Annotated in this window: 18 protein-coding genes; 4 read left to right on the top strand and 14 right to left on the bottom strand. The window is 68.6% G+C overall.

The genetic code is table 11. The features are described from left to right. Positions 1 to 139 precede the first annotated feature (139 nt). The gene (gene fusA / locus AC1VNM_RS03310) at positions 140 to 2,242 is read left to right on the top strand and encodes an elongation factor G (protein WP_377155821.1); all 2,103 of its coding nucleotides are present in this window, start codon (positions 140 to 142) and stop codon (positions 2,240 to 2,242) included. Between the two features lie 141 nt (positions 2,243 to 2,383). On the opposite strand, the gene AC1VNM_RS03305 is transcribed toward fusA, so the two are convergent. Next, complete coding sequence (locus tag AC1VNM_RS03305; protein ID WP_483105845.1) at positions 2,384 to 3,238, bottom strand: SDR family oxidoreductase; 855 nt, start codon at positions 3,236 to 3,238, stop codon at positions 2,384 to 2,386. A 109-nt stretch (positions 3,239 to 3,347) separates the two neighbouring features. On the opposite strand from AC1VNM_RS03305, the gene AC1VNM_RS03300 reads away from it, so the two are divergent. Further along, on the top strand, positions 3,348 to 4,316 hold the full coding sequence (locus AC1VNM_RS03300) for an AraC family transcriptional regulator (RefSeq protein WP_483105844.1): 969 nt from the start codon (positions 3,348 to 3,350) through the stop codon (positions 4,314 to 4,316). Between the two features lie 2 nt (positions 4,317 to 4,318). On the opposite strand, the gene AC1VNM_RS03295 is transcribed toward AC1VNM_RS03300, so the two are convergent. Continuing rightward, positions 4,319 to 4,753: a VOC family protein gene (locus tag AC1VNM_RS03295; RefSeq protein WP_483105843.1), complete on the bottom strand. Its 435-nt coding sequence runs from the start codon at positions 4,751 to 4,753 to the stop codon at positions 4,319 to 4,321. 291 nt (positions 4,754 to 5,044) lie between these two features. Between AC1VNM_RS03295 and AC1VNM_RS03290 the strand changes: the two genes are divergently transcribed. Next, on the top strand, positions 5,045 to 5,677 hold the full coding sequence (locus tag AC1VNM_RS03290) for an NAD(P)H-binding protein (protein WP_377155828.1): 633 nt from the start codon (positions 5,045 to 5,047) through the stop codon (positions 5,675 to 5,677). 48 nt (positions 5,678 to 5,725) lie between these two features. Here AC1VNM_RS03290 and AC1VNM_RS03285 read toward each other — a convergent pair whose 3' ends face one another. After that, a complete protein-coding gene (locus AC1VNM_RS03285) occupies positions 5,726 to 7,600 on the bottom strand; it encodes a tetratricopeptide repeat protein (protein WP_483105842.1) in 1,875 nt (624 codons plus the stop codon). 187 nt (positions 7,601 to 7,787) lie between these two features. Here AC1VNM_RS03285 and AC1VNM_RS03280 point away from each other — a divergent pair, with 187 nt between their 5' ends. Further along, entirely contained in the window at positions 7,788 to 11,189 is a 3,402-nt protein-coding gene (locus tag AC1VNM_RS03280; RefSeq protein ID WP_483105841.1) for an amidohydrolase family protein, read from the top strand. Positions 11,190 to 11,455: 266 nt separating this feature from the next. Here AC1VNM_RS03280 and dut read toward each other — a convergent pair whose 3' ends face one another. The 11 genes from dut to AC1VNM_RS03225 all read right to left on the bottom strand — a co-directional run bounded on the left by dut (position 11,456) and on the right by AC1VNM_RS03225 (position 22,737). After that, complete coding sequence (dut, locus tag AC1VNM_RS03275; RefSeq protein ID WP_431102716.1) at positions 11,456 to 11,905, bottom strand: dUTP diphosphatase; 450 nt, start codon at positions 11,903 to 11,905, stop codon at positions 11,456 to 11,458. A gap of 60 nt (positions 11,906 to 11,965) precedes the next feature. Continuing rightward, positions 11,966 to 13,195 carry a bifunctional phosphopantothenoylcysteine decarboxylase/phosphopantothenate--cysteine ligase CoaBC gene (gene coaBC, locus AC1VNM_RS03270; protein WP_377155839.1) on the bottom strand — a complete coding sequence of 410 codons (1,230 nt, stop codon included), beginning with the start codon at positions 13,193 to 13,195 and terminating at the stop codon, positions 11,966 to 11,968. Between the two features lie 169 nt (positions 13,196 to 13,364). Continuing rightward, positions 13,365 to 14,138, bottom strand: coding sequence for a tRNA (guanosine(46)-N7)-methyltransferase TrmB (trmB, locus tag AC1VNM_RS03265; RefSeq protein ID WP_483105840.1), 774 nt, complete (start codon positions 14,136 to 14,138; stop codon positions 13,365 to 13,367). A 158-nt stretch (positions 14,139 to 14,296) separates the two neighbouring features. Continuing rightward, complete coding sequence (deoA, locus tag AC1VNM_RS03260) at positions 14,297 to 15,616, bottom strand: thymidine phosphorylase (protein ID WP_483109228.1); 1,320 nt, start codon at positions 15,614 to 15,616, stop codon at positions 14,297 to 14,299. A gap of 154 nt (positions 15,617 to 15,770) precedes the next feature. Beyond that, complete coding sequence (deoC, locus tag AC1VNM_RS03255) at positions 15,771 to 16,535, bottom strand: deoxyribose-phosphate aldolase (RefSeq protein WP_483105839.1); 765 nt, start codon at positions 16,533 to 16,535, stop codon at positions 15,771 to 15,773. A 126-nt stretch (positions 16,536 to 16,661) separates the two neighbouring features. Beyond that, positions 16,662 to 17,519, bottom strand: a complete 858-nt coding sequence (locus AC1VNM_RS03250; protein WP_483105838.1) for a purine-nucleoside phosphorylase — start codon at positions 17,517 to 17,519, stop codon at positions 16,662 to 16,664. A 46-nt stretch (positions 17,520 to 17,565) separates the two neighbouring features. Beyond that, a complete protein-coding gene (cdd, locus tag AC1VNM_RS03245) occupies positions 17,566 to 18,012 on the bottom strand; it encodes a cytidine deaminase (protein WP_483105837.1) in 447 nt (148 codons plus the stop codon). Between the two features lie 2 nt (positions 18,013 to 18,014). Then, a complete protein-coding gene (locus AC1VNM_RS03240) occupies positions 18,015 to 18,980 on the bottom strand; it encodes an ABC transporter permease (protein ID WP_377155848.1) in 966 nt (321 codons plus the stop codon). Beyond that, complete coding sequence (locus AC1VNM_RS03235) at positions 18,973 to 20,130, bottom strand: ABC transporter permease (RefSeq protein ID WP_377155849.1); 1,158 nt, start codon at positions 20,128 to 20,130, stop codon at positions 18,973 to 18,975. Before AC1VNM_RS03235 ends, AC1VNM_RS03240 begins: the two co-directional genes overlap by 8 nt. Next, positions 20,127 to 21,722: an ABC transporter ATP-binding protein gene (locus AC1VNM_RS03230; protein WP_483105836.1), complete on the bottom strand. Its 1,596-nt coding sequence runs from the start codon at positions 21,720 to 21,722 to the stop codon at positions 20,127 to 20,129. Before AC1VNM_RS03230 ends, AC1VNM_RS03235 begins: the two co-directional genes overlap by 4 nt. Positions 21,723 to 21,747: 25 nt before the next feature. Next, positions 21,748 to 22,737, bottom strand: a complete 990-nt coding sequence (locus AC1VNM_RS03225; protein ID WP_483109227.1) for a BMP family lipoprotein — start codon at positions 22,735 to 22,737, stop codon at positions 21,748 to 21,750. Positions 22,738 to 23,042 lie beyond the last annotated feature (305 nt).

Raw genomic sequence — 23,042 nt, 5'->3', positions numbered from 1 at the left:
GCCCCTGGTGCGCCGGGCTCTTCCAACGGGCGTATGGCGGGGGTCATGGCTTGTCGCTACATTGGTCGGCTCTCGGACCCGGCGCGCGCCTCCAACGAAGCTGGCGCGCGCGGGTCGTCCATCGCCACTGGAGACCACCATGTCCCGCAAGACCCCCATCGAGCTCTACCGCAACATCGGCATCTCGGCGCACATCGACGCCGGCAAGACGACGACGACGGAGCGCATCCTGTTCTACACCGGGGTCAATCACAAGATCGGTGAAGTGCACGACGGCGCCGCGACGATGGACTGGATGGCGCAGGAGCAGGAGCGCGGCATCACCATCACCTCCGCGGCGACGACCTGCTTCTGGAAGGGCATGGACCGCTCGTACCCGGAGCACCGCATCAACATCATCGACACCCCGGGGCACGTGGACTTCACGATCGAGGTGGAGCGTTCCATGCGCGTGCTGGACGGCGCGGTGATGGTGTACGACTCGGTCGGCGGCGTGCAGCCGCAGTCGGAGACGGTCTGGCGCCAGGCCAACAAGTACAAGGTGCCGCGGCTGGCCTTCGTGAACAAGATGGACCGCGTGGGCGCGGACTTCTACCGCGTGCGCCAGATGATGGTGGACCGGCTCAAGGCCAACCCGGTGCCGGTGGTGCTGCCGATCGGCGCGGAGGAGCATTTCAAGGGCGTGATCGACCTGCTGAAGATGAAGGCCATCCTGTGGCACGACGCCACGCAGGGCATGACCTTCGATTACCAGGAGATCCCGCCGGAGCTGAAAGCGCAGGCCGACGAGTGGCGCGAGAAGATGGTCGAGGCGGCGGCCGAGGCCGACGAGGAGCTGATGAACAAGTACCTCGAGACGGGCGAGCTCGATGAGGCCGAGATCAAGCGCGCGATCCGCCAGCGCACGATCGCCGGCGAGATCCAGCCGATGCTGTGCGGCACGGCGTTCAAGAACAAGGGCGTGCAGCGGATGCTGGACGCGGTGATCGACTTCATGCCCTCGCCGGTGGACATCCCGCCGGTGCACGGCATGGACGACGACGACCAGGACACGACGCGCGCGGCCGACGACAGCGCGAAGTTCAGCGCCCTCGCCTTCAAGCTGATGACCGATCCGTATGTGGGCCAGCTGACCTTCGTGCGGGTGTACTCCGGCATCCTGAAGTCGGGGGATTCGGTCTACAACCCGACGCGCGGCAAGAAGGAGCGCATCGGGCGGATCCTGCAGATGCACGCCAACCAGCGCGAGGAGATCAAGGAGATCCTGGCCGGCGACATCGCCGCCTGCGTGGGCCTGAAGGACGTGACGACCGGCGAGACGCTGTGCGATCCCGAGGCCATCATCACGCTGGAGCGGATGATCTTCCCGGAGCCGGTGATCTCGCAGGCGGTGGAGCCCAAGACCAAGGCGGATCAGGAGAAGATGGGCATCGCCCTCGGGCGTCTCGCGGCGGAGGACCCGTCCTTCCGCGTGCGCACGGACGAGGAGTCGGGCCAGACCATCATCTCCGGCATGGGTGAACTCCACCTGGAGATCATCGTGGACCGGATGAAGCGCGAGTTCAGCGTCGAGGCCAACGTCGGCAAGCCGCAGGTCGCGTATCGCGAGACGGTGCGCAAGGCGGTGACGGACGTGGAAGGCAAGTTCGTGCGCCAGTCCGGCGGCAAGGGCCAGTACGGGCACGTGGTGTTCTCGCTGGCGCCGCAGGAGCCGGGCAAGGGCTTCGAGTTCGTCGACGCGATCAAGGGCGGCGTGGTGCCGCGCGAGTTCATCCCGGCGGTGGAGAAAGGCGTCATCGACAGCCTGCCCAACGGCGTGCTGGCCGGGTATCCGGTGGTGGACGTGAAGGTCACGCTGACCTTCGGCTCGTACCACGACGTGGACTCGAACGAGAACGCGTTCAAGATGGCGGCCTCGCTGGGCTTCAAGGAGGCCTGCCGGCGTGCGAATCCGGTGATCCTGGAGCCGATGATGGCCGTGGAAGTCGAGACGCCCGAGGACTACGCCGGCACGGTGATGGGCGACCTGTCCAGCCGCCGCGGCATGGTGCAGGGCATGGACGACATGGTCGGCGGCGGCAAGATCATCAAGGCGGAGGTGCCGCTGTCGGAGATGTTCGGGTACTCGACCTCGCTGCGCTCTGCGACGCAAGGCCGCGCGACGTACACGATGGAGTTCAAGCACTACTCCGAGGCGCCGAAGAACGTGGCGGACGCGATCATGACGTCGCGGGCGAAGTGATCGACCGTTAGCGATCGACGCTTGAGACGTCACACATGGAATGGGCCGCGAGAGCGGCCCATTGGCGTTTGCGAGAACGGCATCGGGCGGCTTGGAGATGCGAGGCCCGGTGCCCTCTGCCCCCACTACGCGCGGTGACTCTCAGGCGAGCGCCGCGCCCACGGCGACATCCAGCGTCGTCGTCGGTCGGCCGATCAACCGCGCCAACGCGCCGCCGTCGTCCTGCAACGCGCCCTTGGCGGCTTGCTCGTCCGAATCAGCGAGCAGCTCGGCCAACGGCGCCGGCAGGCCTGCATCCAGCAGCAAGCGCTCGTAGTCCGCGCGAGGCAGGTCCTTGTACTGCACGGGCTGGCCGCTCTGGCGGGCAACCTCCGCGGCCAGTTCCGACAGCGTGTGCCCGCGGTCGCCCGCCAGCTCGAAGACTGCATTGCCGTCGATGGGTCGCGTCAGCACCGCAGCGGCGGCATCTGCGTAATCGGCGCGAGTTGCCCACGAGATGCTCCCCTCACCCGCCGAGCCGAGGAAGGCGCCGTGCTTCAGCGCCATCGGCAGCGCAGCGAGGTAGTTCTCGACATACCAGCCGTTGCGCAGCAGCACGTGCGTGAGGCCGGCGGCTTTGATCAGCGCCTCCGTCTCGCGGTGTTCCCCGGCCAGGCCCAGCGGCGAGCGGTCGGCGTGCAGCACGCTGGTGTAGACGAGCTGGCTCACGCGAGCGGCCTTGGCCGCGTCGATGACGGCGCGATGTTGCGGAATGCGCTCGCCAATCTCGTTCGAGGAGATCAGCAGCACGCGTTCCGCGCCGACGAAGGCGGCGGTCAGCGTGTCGGGCCGCGTGTAGTCGGCCTCGCGGACGACGACGCCCCGCGCGGCCAGGTCCGCAGCCTTCGATGGGGTGCGTACCGCGGCGACGATGCCGGCGGATGCAACGCCCAGGCTCAGCAGGCGGTCGATGACAAGGCGGCCCAATTGGCCAGTGGCGCCGGTGACAACAATCATGATCAGGACTCCGGATCGGTGAAGAGGAATTCATGCTAGGGACGGCATCCCGGACTCGGAATGGACAAAGATCCATAATTCATGTCTCCGCGTTCCGGCATCTCCATTCATGAGCATCGATCTGTTGAGCGCTGTTTTGCGCGACACGGGCCTGTCGCGGCGCTTGCTCGACCTCAGCGAGCTGTCCGACGACTGCGCGCTGCGCTTCCCCTGCGACCGCAGCATCGGATTGCACGTCGTGCTGCGCGGCAGCGTGATGCTCCATGCGCCGGAGCTGGAGGAGCCGCTGCAGTTGAGCGGCGGCGACATCGCAGTGATGGCGCGCGGTCATCCGCACGTGCTGAGCCTGCGCCCGTCGCTGAAGGGGCAGCGCGTCGACGACATCGACATGCAGCGGTCTTCGTCGTCCGGCGCGATCGGCGCGTTCGGGACGCCAACGGGCATCGATGCCGCCGTGCTCAGCGGCGCGTACCAGTTCTGGCATGCACCGGTGCATCCGTTCTTCGCGGAGCTGCCGACCTGGGCGGTGCTGCGTGCGGCCGACATGCCGCGGCTGGGGCCTCTCGCGCTGGCAGGCGGACTGCTGGTCGAGGAACTGCGCGAGGCCGAGCCCGGCGCGGAGATCATCACGCATGGCCTGCTGGACCTGCTGTTCACCTACGCGCTGCGCCAGCTGATCGCGAAGCGCGCGGCGACGAGCGTCGGCTGGAGCTTGGCGGTACACGACCCGATGGTGGGTCGCGCGGTGGCACTGATGCATGGCGACCCGGCACATCCGTGGACGCTCGACGAGCTGGCGAAACGGGCCGGCCTGTCGCGCACGGCGCTGGCGGAGCGCTTCCGCGAAGCGATGGGCGACACGCCGTTGAAGCACCTGCGCGTGGTGCGCATGCAGCGCGCGATGCAGTTGCTCGCGCAGACGCGGCATAGCCTGGAGGCGGTCGCCGCGGCGGTCGGTTACCGCGACGCGTTCGGGTTCTCGAAGGTATTCAAGCGGACGGTCGGACTCTCACCCAAGGCGTTCCGCCAGCAGGATGCGGCGGAGCGACAGGATCCGTGGCGCTTGTCGGCGGGGTGAATTCAGCCGAGCTGTTCGGCCAGCCCGACGATGATGCCCTCGGGCCCACGGAGATACACGAGCCGGTACGCAGTCCCGTACTCCATCCGGCCGATGAGTGCCGCGCCACGCGCGAGCATCCGTTCCACGACGGCATCGATGTCCTCCACGGCGAACATGATGCGACGAAGACCCAGCGCGTTCACCGGCGTGTCGACGGGCCCGAACCTGACGGCGTCCGGCGTGTGGAACTTGTCCAGTTCGATGCCCTGTCCATCGGGCGTCCGCAGCATCGCGAGCGTGGCCCGCACGTCGCCGAGCCCGATGAGGCGCCCGACATCGGGACCTTGCACGTCGGTCTGGCCCTCGAGCTCGAGGCCCAGTTCGATGAAGAACGCCTTCACGGCCTCGAGATCGTCGACAACGATCAGGACGTTGTCCATTCGCTTGATTGACATGTCCTTGGCTCCACTTCAACGATGTCGCTCATTTTGAGCCCCCCGTAGACTGCGACCTCCGCCCGGATCGTTCGTGGCTGATCTGCGCCTGCACCTTCGAGGTCGGGCCGCGCTGGCTGCGATGGCTGCTGGAACCGCCCGTCGTGTGGATGTTTGATTGGCGGACGCACCGCTGCTTCGAAGGGCTGCGGGCGTACATTCAGCGCCATCGGCCAGAGGTCGAGCGGTGGCAGAAGGAACACTCCGCATGACACCCCACCATTGCGGCTACGCGTGCGAGGAGATTCGACGATGAGACTGCTGCTGCTCGGTGCCACAGGTCTGGTGGGAAGCAAGGCGCTGGAGCTTGCGCTTGCCAGTGATGCGGTTTCCGAAGTCATTGCGCCAACGCGCAAGCCTTTGGCGCCCGCCGGGAAGCTCGTGAACCCGGTGGTCTCACGCCTCGAAGACCTGATTCCGCAGTTGGCGTCGTTCAGGCCTCAAGCGGTGATCTGCGCGTTGGGCACGACCCAGGCCAAGGCTGGCTCGAAAGAAGCGTTCCGACACGTCGACCACGAACTTCCCGTCGCGTTCGGAAAGGCCGCGCACGCCGCGGGCGTCGAGACCTTCGCCCTCGTGAGCGCGGTCGGCGCTTCAGCGGACTCCCGGTTCTTCTATACGAGGACCAAGGGCGAAGTGGAACGGGACATCCAGGCCATCGGTTTCCGATCGCTGACGATCTGCAGACCCAGCCTTATCGGAGGAGAGCGCCAGGAAACCAGGCGTGCCGAAGGCGCGGCCATGACACTGATCCGGCTCCTGACGCCAGTACTGCCGAAGAGGTTCCGCATCAATCCGGCGAGCAGCATCGCGGCGGCGTTGCTCAAGGCCGTCATGGAGGCAAGACCTGGACTCCGATGGATCTCGTCGGACGAGATGAACTGATTGCCTGTCGCTTGCACGCCAAGACGCATCGGTCCGACCGGATGCAGCTCAGAGCGACTTTGGCGTCTCGTCGCCGAATCGGAGCGCGCCCTTGGGACCACTCGCCAAGGTGTCCTTGGCCTTGGGCACGCTCAGTTCGGCCTCCAGCCCGGTGAGCTTGAGCCGGCTGAGCCAGGGCAGCAAGCATGCGACCACCAGCAACCCCAACAGGAGCGGCAGCAGCGCCGCGAAGACAGTCGCACTCACACGATCACTGGCAATGAACAGCCACCACAACGCACCCAGGTGCGCCAGCAGTACCACGCACAGGAACACGCTCGCGACGCGGCTGGCGCCAGTCAGTTTTCGTTCCTGGCGCAGCAGTGCCGCGACCTGTTGTCGATTGAGCTCGGCCTGCAGGTGATGTCGGTCCAACGCGAGGACCTGTTGAAAGCTCTGCAACGCACCGCGCAGGTCACCCAGCTTCGCTCGGATCAGACCGCGCTGGAACAGCGCGGCGCAGCTTCTCGGCTGACGTGTCAGCGCCAGGCCAACCTCCTTCAGCGCCTCTTCGATCAGCTTGTTGTCCGAGGCGTTCTCGCCCTGGCGCGCCAGCAACTGTGCCAAGGTGAGATGCAAGGTGCCGCTCTTTGCCACATCCACATCACGCAGGCCACGCCTCAGGATGAGTTCGGCCTCGTCCAACCGGCCCAGCTCGATCAGTCCGACGGCCATCGCGCGGTGGGCGTCCGGATTGCGAGGCGCCAAGGCCAACGCCTGATTGAACTCCGCGATGGCCAGCTTCGCCTTGTCCTGCGTCAGCAGGAGGCTTCCGAGTTGCAGGTGTGCAAAGACGTCGTCGGGGTCGATCTCGATCGCGCGGCGGAAGTACCTCTGCGCGTCTACGGTCCGCCCCATGCGTGCCAGCACCGTTCCAAGATCCGCGCAGCGCCCGGACACGGGATCCAGCTCCGCCGCGCGCCGGAACTGGCGCTCGGCTTCGCTCCACCGTCCGCGCTGGAAAGCAATCTGCCCGAGACAACCGAACGCGTCGGCCAGATCGGGCTCCTGCTTCAGGGCCTCGCGGCACAAGGCTTCGGCCTGGACATGATCATCCTCCGTCCGCTGGCACACCAGCGCCGCCGCCAGGCACACCTTGAGCCGAGGGTCCGCGGGCGCGCGCCGCACGGCCGTGGCGAACGCCCGCTCGGCGGTCTCCAACCACCCCTCGTCAAAGGCGGTCCAACCCTTCTCCACCAGCAGGCCCACGGCATCGGGACAACTCGTCATGCCTTGGGCCACGACTTCCCGCGCCTCGGCAAAACGCTCCAGCTTGCGCAGGCTGGCAATGCGCCCCTGCCAAGCGGACGCATCATCCGGACGGCTCTTGAGCACCTCCTCGAAGCGACGCAAGGCTTCCTCATGGTCGCGTCGATGGAAACTGAGCCACGCAGACTCGGTATTCAATCGCGTAGCACCGGGCAGACGAGCGCGGGCCAGCGAGATCATCGCTTCGGCCTCCTCGAACCGGCGCTCACGCCGCAGGAGTTCGACCTTCCACAAGTAGTGCCCTTCGTCTGCACGGCCCGTGGCGATGATCTCGTCCAGTCGTGTCGAGGCCTCCGCATCCCGTTTCTGGTCGAGGGCACACCAGACGCGCTCCGCGAGCAGGCCGAGGGCATCGGGGTGGCGCCGCAGCGCGGCATCGAGCACGCGCGCCGCCGCATCGAAATCCCGCTGCTTGCGCAGGGTCGCCACGAGTCCCTGGGCGGCACCCAGGCTGTCCGGCTCCCGGGCCAACACAGCCGCGAACCGTGCGTTCGCGGCGGCCCAGTCTCCGCTGTCGAGCAAGGCCCAGCAGGCCGCCTCGTCAGCGTCGACGACCAGCATCGCGGGCGTGGCGATGGCAGGGGTGGAGGCGCGCTGGACCGGCTTCGGACTCATGCCTGAGAGGATTCGCCGGCCTGACGCGCGGGGCAATCCCTATGTCGGCGATCGCCGAGCCAGTCCAAGCTTGCGCCGGGACCTTGCACGCCACTCGCACGGCCATTCGTCATGCCCTCGCAAACCCGGTCGGGTTTGCGCGTAGTCGGCCTCTATGCTGCCGGCACTCTTCATCCCAGGGTGCCCCATGACGAACAAGATGCTCACGAAGCAGTCCTCGCTGACGACCGCCTCCAATGGCGCCAACGCCTTCGCCGTCACGCCCGCCCGCGCGGGCGTGCTCGCTTTCGCGCTCACGCTGCAGGCGGCCGCCTTCGCCGCTGATGCCCCGGTCGCGGCGCCCTCTCCGGCCACAGCCGCCTCCGCGCCCGCCGCGAAATGGAACGTCAACCAGCCCCCCGGCGAGAAGAAGATCGCCAACATCGACGTGCGCACCGGCACCTGGATGTCGGTCGACGTCAGTCCCGACGGCCAGCAGATCGTCTTCGACCTGCTCGGCGACCTCTACGTGATGCCCGTCGGCGGCGGCGAAGCCAAGGCGCTGACACACTCGATCGCCTGGGAGATGCAGCCCCGCTTCTCGCCCGACGGCAAGCAGATCGCCTTCGTCTCCGACGCCGGCGGCGGCGACAACATCTGGGTCATGAACGCCGACGGCACCAACGCCCGCGCGATCTCGACCGAAGACTTCCGCCTGCTCAACAACCCCGTCTGGCACCCGAGCGGCAAGTACATCGCCGCCCGCAAGCACTTCACCGGCACCCGCTCGCTGGGCAGCGGCGAGATCTGGCTCTATCACCTCGACGGCGGCAAGGGCCAGCAGCTCAACGAGAAGCCGAACTGGCAGAAGGACCTCGGCGAGCCCGCGCTCTCGCCCGACGGCAAGTACCTGTACTACTCGCAGGACAGCACGCCCGGCCGCCAGTTCGAATACAACAAGGACAGCACCGGCGAGATCTTCCGCATCTACCGCCAGGACCTGACCGATGGCACCAACGAGCCCTTCGTCACCGGCCCCGGCGGCGCGATCCGGCCGACGCCCTCCCCCGACGGCAAGTACCTCGCCTTCATCCGCCGGCTGCGCGACGCCTCGGGCAGCCGCACCACGCTGTTCCTCAAGGACCTGAAGACCGGCCGCGAATTCCCCGCCTGGACCGGCATGGAACGCGACCTGCAGGAGTCCTGGTCCGTGCACGGCGTCTACCCCGGCATCGCGTGGATGCCCGATTCCAAGCAGGTTGTGGCTTGGGCGCAGGGCAAGCTCTGGCGCATCGATCCGTTCAAGTCCAGCGCCGCGGAGATCCCCTTCCACGTGAAGGACGAGCGCCAGATCACGCCCGCCCTGCGCTTCGCGCATGAGGTCGCGCCCGCGACCTTCGACTCGAAGATGCTGCGCTGGGTCAAGGTCTCGCCGGATGGCAGGCGCGTGGTGTTCTCGTCCGCCGGCTATCTCTACACGAGCGAGCTGCGCGACGGCCAACCGGTCGGCGAAGCGCGCCGACTCACGTCGCAGACGGAACGCTTCGAGTACTTCCCGGCGTTCTCGCGCGATGGCAAGCAACTCGTCTACGTGAGCTGGACCGACGCGGACCAGGGCCGCGTGCGCGTGCTCGACCTCGCCGGCGGCCGCGACACGATCGTCACGCCGGAGCCCGGCAAGTACCTGTCGCCGGCGTTCTCGCCGGACGGCAGGACCGTCGCGTATCAGAAGGCCAAGGGCGGCTTCCTGACCTCGCCCTGGAACAGCCTGGAGCCCGGCGTCTACGTCGCCCCCGCCGACGGCAAGGGCCAGCCGCGCCGCGTCACCAAGGACGGCGAAGCGCCCCAGTTCGGCGCCGACAACGACACGCTCTACGTCACGCGCAAGCAGACGACGGGCGAGGTCGATTCGAATCACCAGCTGGTCCGCCTGAACCTGGTCGAGCGCAGCGAGTTCGCCGTCGCCAAGAGCGAATTCGCGACGCGCTTCACCGTGTCACCGGACGGCCAGTGGCTCGGCTTCACCGAGCGCTTCCACACCTACGTCACGCCACTCGCGCCCGCGGGCAAGCTGCAGACGGTCGGCCCGAAGGCCGAGGCGATGCCGGTGAAGAAGCTCGACGTCAACGCGGGCGACGACCTGCAGTGGTCGGGCGACGGCAAGTCGCAGCCGTATGCGCTGCACTACGCGCTGGGCAACGAGCTCTTCACCGTGCCGCTGACACAGGCGCTGCAGCCGGGCTTCAAGCCCGCGGAACGCGGCGCGCCGATCAAGCTGACGCTGACCGCCGACAAGCCCAAGGGCCGCATCGCGATCGTCGGCGCGCGCATCGTCACGATGAGCGCGAGCAAGCCCGATGAAGTGATCGAGGACGGCGCGATCCTCGTCGACGGCGACCGCATCGCGGCGATCGGGCCGCGCGCGTCGGTGACGATCCCCGCCGGCACGGAGACGATCCAGGCGGCCGGCAAGACGGTGATCCCTGGCCTGATCGACGCGCACTGGCACGGCACGATGGCCGAGAGCGAAATCGTCCCGCAGCAGAGCTGGATCAACTACGCGTCGCTGGCCTTCGGCCTGACGACGCTGCACGATCCGTCCAACCGCACCAGCGACATCTACACGCAGTCGGAGATGCAGCGCACGGGCCGCGTGGTCGGGCCGCGGATCTTCTCGACGGGCACGGTGCTGTACGGTGCGAAGGCCGATTTCTCCGCGGTGATCAACAGCCTCGAGGACGCGCAGACGCATCTGAAGCGCTTGAAGTCAGCCGGCGCGATCAGCGTGAAGAGCTACAACCAGCCGCGGCGCGATCAGCGCCAGCAGGTGCTCGAAGCCGCGCGCGAGACCGGCATGATGGTCGTGCCTGAAGGCGGCTCGCTGTTCCAGCTGAACATGTCGATGGTCGTCGACGGCCACACCGGCGTGGAGCACGCGCTGCCGGTGGCCAAGGTCTACGACGACGTGAAGCAGCTGTGGCCGCAGACCCAGGTCGGCTACACACCGACGCTGAACGTCGCCTACGGCGGACTGGACGGCGAGCACTACTGGTACGCGCGCACGGACGTGTGGCGCCATCCGATCCTCAGCAAGTTCGTGCCCAAGGCCGTGCTGGAGCCACGCAGCGTGCGCCGCGAAACCGCACCGGAAGAAGACTTCAACGTCATCCAGGTCGCGAAGACCGCGACCGAGCTGCAGCGCGCGGGCGTGCCGGTGAACATCGGGGCGCACGGGCAGCGTGAAGGGCTCGGCGCGCATTGGGAAATGTGGATGATGGGCCTGGGTGGGATGACCTCGTTGGAGGCGATCCGCACCGCGACGCTCAATCCGGCGCGTTACCTCGGTCTGGACAAGGACATCGGCTCACTGGAGTCGGGCAAGCTCGCGGACCTGGTGATCATCGACGGCGACGTGTTGAAGGACATCCGCCAGAGCGATCGCATCAGCCAGGTCATGCAAGGCGGGCGGGTCTTCGACATCCCGTCGATGAACGAGGTCTGGCCAGCGAAGAAGGCGCGCAAGCCGTTCTTCTTCGATGGGGCGAATGCGAGCGCGCCGGTGGATGCGATGGCCGCAGGTGTCGAAGAAGGACACGGGCACGGGGATTGATCCCGGTCGGCCGAGCGCGGGCAGACCCCGGTCGGCCAAGCGAAGGCAGCCCCCGGTCAGCCAAGCGCGGGCTCTCCACGGGGCATGGGGCATCCCTCCGGGAACCCCAAGCCCCATTCCGGCCCCACTCACACTCGCTGACTCCAGCCTGCGATTGACCGGTCCGACTGCAAAGTCGGACTCGGTGTCGGTGTCGGTGTCGACTTCGACGTCTGAGTCCGAGTCCGAGTCCGAGTCCGAGTCAGCTTGGAGTGGGGTGAATGGGGTCAGGCCTTGCCGGTCGATCCGAAACCGCCCTCGCCGCGCGAGGACGCGTCGAAGTCGTCGACGACACGGAAGGTGGGCTGCACCACCGGCACGATCACCATCTGCGCGATGCGCTCCATCGGCTGGATCGTGAACGTGTCCTTGCCGCGGTTCCACACGCTGACCATCAACTGGCCCTGGTAGTCGGAGTCGATGAGGCCGACCAGGTTGCCCAGCACCACGCCGTGCTTGTGGCCCAGGCCCGAGCGCGGCAGGATCATCGCCGCCAGACCCGCATCGCCGATGTGGATCGCCAGACCCGTGGGCACCAGCACCGTGTCGCCAGGCGCCAGCGTGATCGCCTCGTCGAGGCAGGCGCGCAGGTCCAGGCCGGCGCTGCCGGTCGTCGCGTAAGCAGGGAGTTGCTCGGCCATGCGGCGGTCGAGCACCTTCAGATCGATGGTGGTCATGGAATCAGTCGAGATGGAAATCGAGGGCGTCTGAAGGGAGCGCAAAGGACTGCGACTGCCTCAGGCGCCGTAGGTCGTCAGCCGCTGCGCGATCTCGCGCACCAGCTCGCGGGCCAGCGTCAGCTTGTCGGCGCGCGAGAGTTCGCGTTCGCCGCGCGCGTCCACCAGCGTCAACGCGTTGTCTTCCTGGCCGAAGGCGGCCGGGCCGATGTTGGCCACGATCAGCGGCACGTTCTTGCGCTGGCGCTTCTCGCGCGCGTGCTTGATCAGGTCCTGGCTCTCCGCCGCGAAGCCGACACACAGCGGCGGATGCGGCAGCGCGGCGACCGTCGCCAGGATGTCGGGGTTCTCCGCCAGCGTCAGCGCGGGCGCGACCGCCTCGCCGGCCTTGGCGTTCTTCTTGATCTTGTGTTCGGCCGTCTGCGCCGGCCGCCAGTCCGCGACCGCCGCCGTGGCGACGAAGACCTGGTGCGTCGCGGCGCGCGGCAGCACCGCGTCCAGCATCTCGCGCGCGCTCTGCACGTCGATGCGGGTCACGCCCAGCGGCGTGGGCAGGTGCACGGGGCCGGCGACCAGCGTCACCTCGGCGCCCGCCTCCGCCGCCGCGCGCGCGATGGCGAAGCCCATCTTGCCGCTCGAGCGGTTCGTGATGCCGCGCACCGGATCGATCGCCTCATAGGTCGGCCCGGCCGTGATCAGCAGCTTGCGTCCGGCCAGCACCTTCGGCTGGAAATGCGAGACCACGTGCGCCAGCAGCTGCATCGGCTCCAGCATGCGGCCATCGCCGACTTCGCCGCAGGCCTGGTCGCCGGACCCGACACCCAGCACCAACGCGCCGTCCGCCTGCACCTGCGCCAGGTTGCGCTGCGTGGCCGGATGTGCCCACATCTCACGGTTCATCGCCGGGGCGAGCAGCAGCGCGCACTTGTGCGCCGGACGCGCCAGCGCCGTCAGCGACAGCAGATCGTCCGCGCGGCCTTGCGCCAGCTTGGCGATGACATCCGCGCTGGCAGGCGCGATCACCATCACGTCGGCCTCGCGCGTCAGGTTGATGTGCGCCATGTTGTTGTCGGGGCGCGCATCCCATTGGCTGGTGAAGACGGGGCGGTTGGAGAGCGCCTGCATGGTCACCGGCGTGATGAAGGACTCGGCGGCCTCCGTCATGATGACCTGCACCGTGGCGCCGGCTTTCACGAGCAGCCGCGTGAGCTCGGCGATCTTGTAGCAGGCGATGCCGCCGGACAGGCCCAGGAGGACGTGCCGACCGGCGAGGGAGTTGGATTCGGACATAGGAAGGAACTCTACCAGCGCGACCTTTTCGCGATGCCTGAAAGCCCTTGCAGGTCCCTCCGCGCCTGACCTTCGTCACGCACGTTCCCGCCGCGCCGGGCGCGGTGGGGAACTCGCCCCGACGGGCCCGATGAGTGACTCGCCTCGACGGACAGGAGGGGTCGGCGGGTCAGACCTTGCGCTTGAAGACCAGGTCCCACACGCCGTGGCCCAGCTTCAGGCCGCGGTTCTCGAACTTCGTCAGCGGGCGGTACTCGGGCTTGTCGGCGTAGCCGTCCGCGCGGGTCGAGGTGTTCTCCAGATCCGGATCGGCGCGCAGCACCTCCAGCATCTGCTGGGCGTAGGGCTCCCAGTCGGTGGCCAGGTGCAGGTAGCCGCCGGGGGCCAGGTGTTGCACCAGCTTGGCGACGAACGGCGGCTGCACGAGCCGGCGCTTGTTGTGGCGCTTCTTGTGCCAGGGATCGGGGAAGTAGATGTGCACGCCGGCCAGCGAGCCCTTGGGGATCATGCCGTCCAGCACCTCGACGGCGTCGTGCTGGAAGATGCGGATGTTGGGGATGTCCTGCTCGCCGATCAGCTTGAGCAGCGCGCCGACGCCGGGTTCGTGGACCTCGCAGCCGATGAAGTCGACGCCGGGCAGGGTCTGCGCGATCTGGGCGGTCGGGCCGCCCATGCCGAAGCCGATCTCGAAGACGACGGGCGCCTTGCGTCCGAAGGTGGCCTCGTAGTCCATCGCTTCAGGCTTGAACGGCAGCACGAACTTCGGTCCGAGTTCCGTGAGCGCCTTGACCTGTCCGGTGCCCATGCGACCGGCGCGCACGACGAAGCTGCGGATGCGGGCCTTCGGATGGTTGACGCCCTCGCCCGCCGCCGGCGTGCCGGCCTTGTCGCTGGCGTCGTCACTGTCGAGGGGATCGTCGATGGGGTCGATGGAATCGGACATGTCGGGAATCAGGAATCGAGGGCCGGGATTCTACCGAGCCCCATGGCCCGATCACCTGACTCGTCCGGTCTGCGGGACCCGGTGCCGGCCGACCGATTTGCGAAACATGTGCAGCGTATGAGGGCGGCCGGCACCGGGTCCCGCAGACGTGCTCGGTCTCAGCCGAGTTCCGCCATGACGAGCGGTGCTGGCGTCCAGGACGGCGCGTCGCCGATGGTGACGGCGGCGAGCACCTGCGCGATGGCGCGATCGGCCGAGGCCTCGTCGGCGGCGTGGACGAAGGCGATGGGATCGCCTGCGGCGACGACGTCGCCGAGCTGCGCGAAGCGGTCGAGGCCGACGCGCATGTCGAGCGCATCGCCGGGCAGACGGCGGCCGCCGCCGAGCTCGACGATGACGAGCCCGAGGTCACGCGTGTTCATGCCGACGATGCGGCCGGCGCGCGGTGCCGGGATCGGAAGGACGACCGGCGCTGCCGCGAGGTGAACCTCGGGCCTCTCCAGCAGATCCGCCGGACCACCGAGCGCCGCGACCATCTTCGCGAAGCGTTCCGCCGCCGCGCCGCTGTCCAGCGCCGCCAGCAGCTTCACGCGTGCCGAGGCCGTGTCGGCCGCGATGCCGCCCAGCACCAGCATCTCGGCGCACAGGGCCAGCGTGAGTTCATGGGTGCGGGCCTCGCGCGGCCGGCGTCCGGTCAGGTAGTCGATGGCGCCGCGCACTTCCAGCGCGTTGCCGACTTCCTGTCCCAACACCTGGTTCATGTCGGTGATCAGCGCCCGGGTCCGCAGGCCCGCGCCGCCGGCCACGTCGACGATGCTCTGCGCAAGCTCGCGTCCGAATTCCGGCGTGGACGCGAACGCGCCGTTGCCGCACTTGATGTCCATCGCCAGGCCCTGCAGCCCGGCCGCGAGCTTCTTGGACAGGATGCTCGCGGTGATCAGCGGCACGCTCTCCACCGTGGCCGTGATGTCGCGCACCGCGTAGAAGCGCTTGTCGGCCGGCGCCAGATCGCTGGTCTGGCCGATGATGGCGCAGCCCAACGTGCGCACGATGCGGTCGAAGTCGGCCGGCGCCGGCGTCGTCGTGTAGCCGGGGATGGCCTCGAGCTTGTCGACGGTCCCGCCCGTGTGCCCGAGCCCGCGTCCCGCGATCATCGGCACGTAGCCGCCGCAGGCCGCCACCATCGGCGCGATCATCAGGCTCAGCTTGTCGCCGACGCCGCCGCTCGAATGCTTGTCCAGTACCGGCCCTGGCATGTCCGGCCAGCTCAGCACGCGGCCGCTGTTCATCATGGCGCGCGTCAGCGCGACCGCCTCGTCGCGCCCCATGCCCCGCAGGAACACCGCCATGCCGAGCGCGGCCACCTGGCCCTCGCTCCAGCTGCCGTCCACCAGCCCGCGCACGAAGTGCCCGATCTGGGTCTCGTCCAGCGCGCGCCCCTCGCGCTTGGTCCGGATGATTTCCTGCGCCAGCATGATCGCCGCGTCCCTTCGATGTGTTGTCGTTGTGCGCCCGCCCCTCGTCGGTCGGGGTGGGGCTTCGCGGCTTGCGCGCTGCTTGAGCGCTTCCCATGCGCTTGTGGAGCGCTGCTTCAGTACTGCTTCAGTGGTGCTTCAGCGCTTCTTCGGCGCCTCAGTACGCCGCGCTGACCGCCGCGCTGTCCTGTCCGGCCAGCACCGCCTCGATGTCGCCCAGCAGCCCGCTCGCGCCGAAGCGCAGGCGCTGCGGCGTCAGCGCGGCGGCGCCGAGCGCCTCCGCCGCCAGCTGCAGATAAGCGCGGGCATCCACCACCGAGCGGATGCCGCCCGAGGCCTTGAAGCCCGCGTTGCCGAGCCCGCTGCCGGCGATCTCGCGCAGCATCGTCGCGGCCGCTTCGGGCGTCGCCGACACCTTGGTCTTGCCGGTGCTCGTCTTGACGAAGTCCGCCCCCGCCATCAGCGCCTGGCGCGTGGCCTCGGCGATGCGCGCGGTAGAACCGAGTTCGCCCGACTCGATGATCACTTTCAACGTCAGCGGCCGCGTCGCGTGCCGGACTTCGGACAGGAATTCGCCGACCTCGGTCGACTGCCCCGCCATCAGCGCGCGGTACGGCAGCACGACGTCCACCTCCTGCGCGCCGGCCTGCGCGATCGCGTCGATCTCCGCCAGCACGCGCGGCAGATCCAGGCTGCCATCGGGGAAGTTGGCGACCGCGGCGACGCGGATGTCCTTGGGCAACGCGGCGCGCGCCTGCGCGACGAACTTCGGCCACACGCACACGGCCGCGACGTGGCCACGCTCCGGCGCGCCGATCGCGCGCGTGCACAGGGCCTCGATGTCGGCGGCGGTATCGCCGTCGTTCAGGCTCGTCAGGTCCAGGCATTGCAGCGCCAGGCGCGCCGCTTGTTCGAGACTCATCTCCGACTTCATCGACTACTCCTACTGCTCTACCCTGAAGGTCGCGCACGACCGCCGCGGCCCGTCACGTCCGTGGACGCGGGGGCCACCGGGACGCGGCGCGTCCCGATCTTCGCTCCGGGGCGCTCAGGCCTTGAGCGATTCCAGCGTCGCCAACGAGGCCAAGTAGTGGCCCAGGTAGGCCGCCGCGCGGTCGCCCGAGACCTTCGCCTGCTGCAGCGTCAGCGCGTGCGTCAGCGCCTCGTCGGACATGCCCGCGGCCATGTTGGTGATCAGCGCCAGGCCGGCAACGCGCAGGCCCGCGTGACGCGCCAGGATGGTCTCCGGCACGGTGCTCATGCCGACCGCGTCCGCGCCCCAGGCGGCGAACATGCGGATCTCGGCCGGCGTCTCGAAGTGCGGGCCGACGGCCCACACGTACACGCCCTCGGTGAGCACCATGTTGTGCTCGCGGGCGATCTTGAAGCCCTGCTGGCGCAGCTCGGCGTCATAGGCCACGCTCATGTCGCAGAAGCGGTCGCTGCCCGGCAGGCCCGTCAGCGGCGAGCGCTGCGGCGCATTGATGTGGTCCGAGATCAGCATCAGGCTGCCCGGCGGCTGGTGCGAACGCAGGCTGCCCGACGCGTTCGTCAGCACCAGCACCTTCACGCCCCAGGCCTTCAGGCTGCGGATCGCGCCGGCCATGCCGGTGCAGTCGCCGCTCTCGTAGGTGTGGGCACGGCCGCGCAGCATCGCCACGCGTTGCTGGCCGACGCGGCCCACGGCGATCTCGGCCACGTGGCCTTCGACCTTGGGCTGCGGGAACGCCGGCAGCTTCGCGTACGGCAGGTGCTGCACGTCCTGCAGCTGGTCGACGGCGCCGGACCAGCCGGAGCCCAGCACGACGGCGACTTCAGGGCCTTGTTCGCCGAAGGTCGACTTCAGCGTGGCGATGCTGGCGGTGATGGCGGCGTCGAGCTCGGCGCCTTGCAGGGGGATGGACATGGTCGTTCTCCTGTCGCGGCCACGGCGGCCGCGTCGATTGGGATGTTCAGGGCTTCAGGTGATCCGGACCGAAGCTGGCGGGCAGCAGCTGCTCCAGCGTCCAGTGCGCGCGCACGCCGGTGGTGTCGCCCGCGATCACGATGAGGTCGTCGGGCCGCGCGAACTCGCGCAGCTTCTGGCGGCAGCCGCCGCAGGGGGTGATGATTTCCGAGCCCGCGCCGGTGACCATCACCGCGCGCGCCACGCGCCCGCCGCCCATGATCATGTGGCCCAGCGCGTTGGTCTCCGCGCACCAGCCTTGCGGGTAGGCGGCGTTCTCGATGTTGCAGCCGGCGTGGATGCGGCCGTGCTCGTCGAGCACCGCGGCGCCGACGAAGTACTTCGAATACGGCGCATGCGAATGCTGCCGCGCATCGAGCGCGGCCTTCAGCAGGCGTTCGATGACGTCGGCGGGCAGCGGGATCGCCGCGATCAGGCTTTGGTTCGCGCTCATGATCAGCGCTCCTTCACGTAGGGCTTGCTCAGCGCCTTGGGCGCGATCGCCTGGCCGATGAAGCCGGCCAGCAGCACCACGGTCAGGATGTAGGGCAGCGCCTGGATCAGTTGCACCGGGACCTCGCCGATGCCCGGCAGCGACACGCCCTGCAGGCGGATCGCGACGGCGTCCAGGAAACCGAACAGCAGGCAGGCGCACAGCGTCGGCACCGGCTTCCACTTGCCGAAGATCATCGCGGCCAGCGCGATGAAGCCGCGGCCCGCGGTCATGTTGGGAGAGAACGAGGCGTTCTGCGCCAGCGTCAGGTAGGCGCCGCCCAGGCCGCACAGGATGCCGTTGAGCGCCAGCGCGGTGTAGCGCAGCCGCGGCACGGAGACGCCGGCCGCGTCGACCATCGCCGGGTTCTCGCCGACCGCGCGCAGGCGCAGGCCGGGGCGGGTGCGCTCCAGGAAGAACCACACGACGACGACCAGCGCGAAGGCCAGGTAGACCAGCGCGTTGTGGCTCAGCAGGCCGTGGCCGATGACCGAGGCCACCCAGCTGCCGGGCGTCGGCTCGGCCCACTGCGGCAGCAGGCCGGTGATGCGCTGCTCGGCGCCGATCGGCGGCGTCTGGCCGCCCTGCGCGAACCAGGCGATGCCCAGCACCACCGTCAGCCCGGCGGCCACCATGTTCAGCGCGACGCCGGAGACGACTTGGTCGCCGCGGTGCGTCACCGTCGCGAAGCCGTGGATCATCGACATCGCGATGGCCACGCCGATCGCGGCCAGCAGGCCCAGCGTCGTCGAGTGCGACACGCTGGCCACCGCCGCCGCGGCGAACGCGGCGGACAGCATCTTGCCTTCCAGGCCGATGTCGACGACGCCGGAGCGCTCCGACAGCAGGCCGGCGAGCGCGGCAAACAGCAGCGGCGTGGTGACGCGCAGCGTCGACGCCAGCACGGAGCCGATCAGGACCTCATCCATTCGACTTCCCTCCAGCGACGCCTGCGCCGCCTGCAACGCCTGCGCCGCGCTTGCGGGCCACGGCCGCATACAGCTTCGCGAACATCGGCGCGCTCACCATCGCCATCGCGCCGGCGAACAGCACGATCAGGCCTTGCACCGTCACGACCATCTCGCGGCTGAAGCCGGGGACTTCGAACGAGACCTCGACGCCGCCTTGATACAAGGTGCCGAACAGCAGCGAGGCCAGCACGATGCCGACCGGATGGTTGCGCCCCATCAGCGCCACCGCGATGCCGGTGAAGCCCGCGCCTGCGACGAAGTCCAGCGTCAGCTTGCCTTGCACGCCGGCGATCTCGTTGACGCCGACCAGCCCGGCCAACGCGCCCGACAGGCCCATCGCGGCCAGCACCTGCCAGCGCGGCTTGATGCCGGCGTAGTGCGCGGCACTCGGATTGGAGCCGACCGCGCGCAGCACGTAGCCGGCGCGGCTCTTCCACAGGAACCACCAGACGAAGACGCAGGCCGCGACGGCCAGCAGGATCGACAGGTTCAGCGGCGAGGACGGCCATTCGATGCCGACCTTCGCCAGCAGCTCATGCACCGCCGGCATGCGCGCCGAGTCGGCGAAGGCATCGCTCTCGACCGACATCGAGCCGTTCGGGCGCAGCCAGTTCACGAGCAGGTAGCCATTGAGACTGGCCGCGAGGAAGTTGAACATGATGGTCGTGATGACCACGTGGCTGCCGCGCCAGGCCTGCAGGTAGCCGGGCACCGCGGCCCACACCATGCCGAACAGCGCCGCCGCGACGATCGCCAGCGGGATCATCACGAACCCGGGCAGCTTGGGCGCGAGCCACAGCGACAGCAGCGCCACGCCGATGCCGCCCAGCGTCGCCTGCCCTTCCCCGCCGATGTTGAACAGGCCGCCATGGAAGGCGACCGCGACGGCGAGGCCGGTGAAGATGAAGGTGGTCGTGTAGTACAGCGTGTAGCCGAGGCCACGCGCGCTGCCGAGCGCACCTTCCAGCAGCACCGACAGCGCCTGCATCGGGCTCGCGCCGATCAGCAGCACCACGCCGCCGGCCACCGCCAGCGCGATCAGCAGGTTCCACAGCGGCAGGAGGACCAGGTCCATCCAGCGCGGCATCTGCAAGGCTTGGCTGCTCATGGGGCCACGGCCGCGCCAGCGGCCTTCTCGTGAGTGGGGGAAGCGGACATCAGCAGGCCCAGGTTCTTCTCGGAGCACTCGTCGATCGCGAGCTCCCCGGTGATGCGCCCGGCGTTCATGACGATGACGCGATCGGCCAGCGCCAGGATCTCGTCGAGCTCGCTGGAGACGACCAGGATCGCGCAGCCGGCGTCGCGCAGGCGGCGCAGCTGGTTGTGGATGAATTCGATCGCGCCGATGTCGACGCCGCGCGTCGGCTGGCCGACCAGCAGCACGGCGGGACTCTGGCCGATCTCGCGCGCCAGGATCAGCTTCTGCTGGTTGCCGCCGGAGAACTTCGACGAGCCCAGCTCCGCGTTGCGCGGGCGGACGTCGAAGCGCTCCATCATCTCCGCGGTCTGCGCGCGGAGGTGGCGCTGGTTCATGCCCAGGCCCATCGGGCCGGCGCGATAGGCGTCCTGCTCGTGATAACCGAGCGCGGCCGTTTCCCACGCGGGGAAGCTCAGCACCATGCCGAGCGCGTGGCGGTCCTCGGGCACGTGCGCGAGCTTGAGCTCACGCGCCGTGCGCGGATCCATCCACGACGTCGGGCGGAAGTCGCGGCCCGCGACGTGCAGCGTGCCGGCGTCCGGCGCGCGCATGCCCGCCAGGACTTCCAGCAACTCGCTCTGGCCGTTGCCGGAGACACCGGCCACGCCGACGATCTCGCCCGGACGCAGCGCCAGCGTCGCATGGCTCAGCAGGTGCACGCCGGAGCCGCTGTCGCCGGCGACGGTCAGGCCTTCGGCCTTCAGCACCGGCTGGTCCGACGGCGGCTTCACGGCACCGCCGTCGCGGCCCAGGTTGACCTTGCGGCCGACCATGCTCTCGGCCAGGTCCTCGGGACTGGTCTCGCCGATCGCGCAGGTCTTGATCACCGCACCCGCGCGCATCACCGTCACGGCGTCGCACAGCGCCATCACCTCGCGCAGCTTGTGCGTGATCAGCAGGATGGTCGTGCCGCGTTCGCGCAGGCGGCGCAGGACCTCGAACAACTGGTCGGTTTCCTGCGGCGTCAGCACCGCCGTCGGCTCGTCCAGGATCAGGATCTTCGCGCCGCGGTACAGCGCCTTCAGGATCTCCAGCCGCTGCATCTCACCGACCGGCAGGTCGGCGACGGTCGCGTCCAGACGCACCGTCAGGCCGGTGTCGCGCATCAGCGCCTCGAGCTCCTGGCGCACCTGGCGCTTCGCGCGGGACAGGAAGAACGCCGGCTCCGCGCCGAGCATCACGTTGTCCAGCGCGGACAGCGTATCCACCAGCATGAAGTGCTGATGCACCATGCCGATGCCCAGCGCGATGGCCTGCTGCGAACTGGCGATGGTGACGCGCTGGCCGTCGACCTCGATGTGACCCTCGTCGGCGTGGTAGTAGCCGTAGAGGATGGCCATCAGCGTGCTCTTGCCGGCGCCGTTCTCGCCGACCAGGCCGTGCACCGTGCCGCGCTCGACGGCCAGGCTCACCGCCCGGTTGGCCTGCACCGCGCCGAAGCGCTTGGAGATCTCGCACAGACGGACCGCGGGCGCGGCGGCGCCGCGTGGGGACTGTGTCATGTCAGGAACGCTCGCTCGCGAGGGGTCAGTTCTTGCAGGCGTTGTCCGCCATGTAGTCCGCGACCTTGATCTTGCCGGCGATGATGTCGGCCTTGTACGCGTCCAGCCTGGTCTTGATCGCGGGAGCGATCAGCTTGGCGTTGTTGGCGTCGACGGCGTACTCGACGCCGCCTTCCTTCAGGCCCAGCACGCTGATGCCGGGCTTCCATTCCTTGAGCACGTTGTAGACGGCGACGTCCACGCGCTTGACCATCGAACTCAGCATCGTGCCGGGCTGGATGTGGTTCTGGTTGCTGTCGACGCCGATGGCCAGCTTGCCGGCATCCTTGGCCGCCTGGTAGACGCCGACGCCGGTGCCGCCGGCCGCGGCGAAGACCACGTCCACGCCCTTGGCGAACTGGGCCTTGGCCAGCTCGCCGCCGCGGGTCGGGTCGTTCCAGGCCGAGGCCGTCGTGCCGGTCATGTTCTTGAAGACCTCGACCTTGGCGTTGGCCGCCTTGGCGCCCTGCTCATAGCCGCACTCGAACTTGCGGATCAGCGGGATGTCCATGCCGCCCACGAAGCCGACCTTGCCGGTCTTGCTGGTCAGCGCGGCCAGCGCGCCGACGAGGAAGCTGCCTTCCTGCTCCTTGAACAGCACCGACTGCACGTTGGGCTGGTTGACCTTCTCGTCGATGATGACGAACTTCGTCTTCGGGAAGTCCTTGGCCACCTGGTTCAGCGCCGAGGCCTGTGCGAAACCCACCGAGATGATCGGGCTCGCGCCGCGCTCGGCCATGCGGCGGATCGCCTGCACGCGCTGGGTCTCGTTGCTGATCTCGAACTCGAGATACTTGCCGCCCGTGTCCTTCTTCCACTGCTCGACGCCGCGGTACGCGGCCTCGTTGAACGACTTGTCGAACTTGCCCCCCATGTCGAAGATCACCGCCGGGGTGGTCTGCGCGGCCGCCGCGCCAGCAATCAGGGCCAAGGCCAAGCCAGCCGCGATGGGGGAGAACGACAGGAAGGACTTCATCATTTGCGGTCTCGATGCGAAGGGTGAGGAGCAGCCGGCCATTCTAAGAAGGCGCGAGTGTAAGCCACCTCAAGGTAAACGCTAAACGTTTGCGGGGTCGTCAATTCCAGGAGGTGGCTCCCTCGCCGGAGCCATTGCGTCGCCCAGGAAATGCCGCTATCGAGTAGCACGTCTTGTGCCTACGTTGCTCGACTCCGATCTGCCAGGCGCGGGCTCTCTACGACTCAGGGGGCATCCCTCCGGGAATCCCCAGAGTCATTCCGGCCCCACCCCCACTGGCTGACCCCGGTCCGACTGGCGCTCGT

It is taken from the genome of Mitsuaria sp. MSU3D (assembly GCF_056867975.1).
Note: the sequence above shows the minus strand (reverse complement) of the source record. Positions and strands in the feature narration are given on the sequence as shown.

Bases quoted from the DNA above. Each gene is read 5' to 3' on its own strand.
- fusA (WP_377155821.1), top strand. From the start codon at position 140: ATGTCCCGCAAGACCCCCATCGAGCTCTACCGCAACATCGGCATCTCG.
- AC1VNM_RS03295 (WP_483105843.1), bottom strand. From the start codon at position 4,753: ATGTCAATCAAGCGAATGGACAACGTCCTGATCGTTGTCGACGATCTC.
- AC1VNM_RS03300 (WP_483105844.1), top strand. From the start codon at position 3,348: ATGAGCATCGATCTGTTGAGCGCTGTTTTGCGCGACACGGGCCTGTCG.
- AC1VNM_RS03235 (WP_377155849.1), bottom strand. From the start codon at position 20,130: ATGAGCAGCCAAGCCTTGCAGATGCCGCGCTGGATGGACCTGGTCCTC.
- AC1VNM_RS03250 (WP_483105838.1), bottom strand. From the start codon at position 17,519: ATGTCCATCCCCCTGCAAGGCGCCGAGCTCGACGCCGCCATCACCGCC.
- dut (WP_431102716.1), bottom strand. From the start codon at position 11,905: ATGACCACCATCGATCTGAAGGTGCTCGACCGCCGCATGGCCGAGCAA.
- deoC (WP_483105839.1), bottom strand. From the start codon at position 16,535: ATGAGTCTCGAACAAGCGGCGCGCCTGGCGCTGCAATGCCTGGACCTG.
- AC1VNM_RS03240 (WP_377155848.1), bottom strand. From the start codon at position 18,980: ATGGATGAGGTCCTGATCGGCTCCGTGCTGGCGTCGACGCTGCGCGTC.
- AC1VNM_RS03285 (WP_483105842.1), bottom strand. From the start codon at position 7,600: ATGAGTCCGAAGCCGGTCCAGCGCGCCTCCACCCCTGCCATCGCCACG.
- coaBC (WP_377155839.1), bottom strand. From the start codon at position 13,195: ATGTCCGAATCCAACTCCCTCGCCGGTCGGCACGTCCTCCTGGGCCTG.
- AC1VNM_RS03280 (WP_483105841.1), top strand. From the start codon at position 7,788: ATGACGAACAAGATGCTCACGAAGCAGTCCTCGCTGACGACCGCCTCC.
- AC1VNM_RS03290 (WP_377155828.1), top strand. From the start codon at position 5,045: ATGAGACTGCTGCTGCTCGGTGCCACAGGTCTGGTGGGAAGCAAGGCG.
- cdd (WP_483105837.1), bottom strand. From the start codon at position 18,012: ATGAGCGCGAACCAAAGCCTGATCGCGGCGATCCCGCTGCCCGCCGAC.
- trmB (WP_483105840.1), bottom strand. From the start codon at position 14,138: ATGTCCGATTCCATCGACCCCATCGACGATCCCCTCGACAGTGACGAC.
- AC1VNM_RS03230 (WP_483105836.1), bottom strand. From the start codon at position 21,722: ATGACACAGTCCCCACGCGGCGCCGCCGCGCCCGCGGTCCGTCTGTGC.
- AC1VNM_RS03305 (WP_483105845.1), bottom strand. From the start codon at position 3,238: ATGATTGTTGTCACCGGCGCCACTGGCCAATTGGGCCGCCTTGTCATC.
- AC1VNM_RS03225 (WP_483109227.1), bottom strand. From the start codon at position 22,737: ATGAAGTCCTTCCTGTCGTTCTCCCCCATCGCGGCTGGCTTGGCCTTG.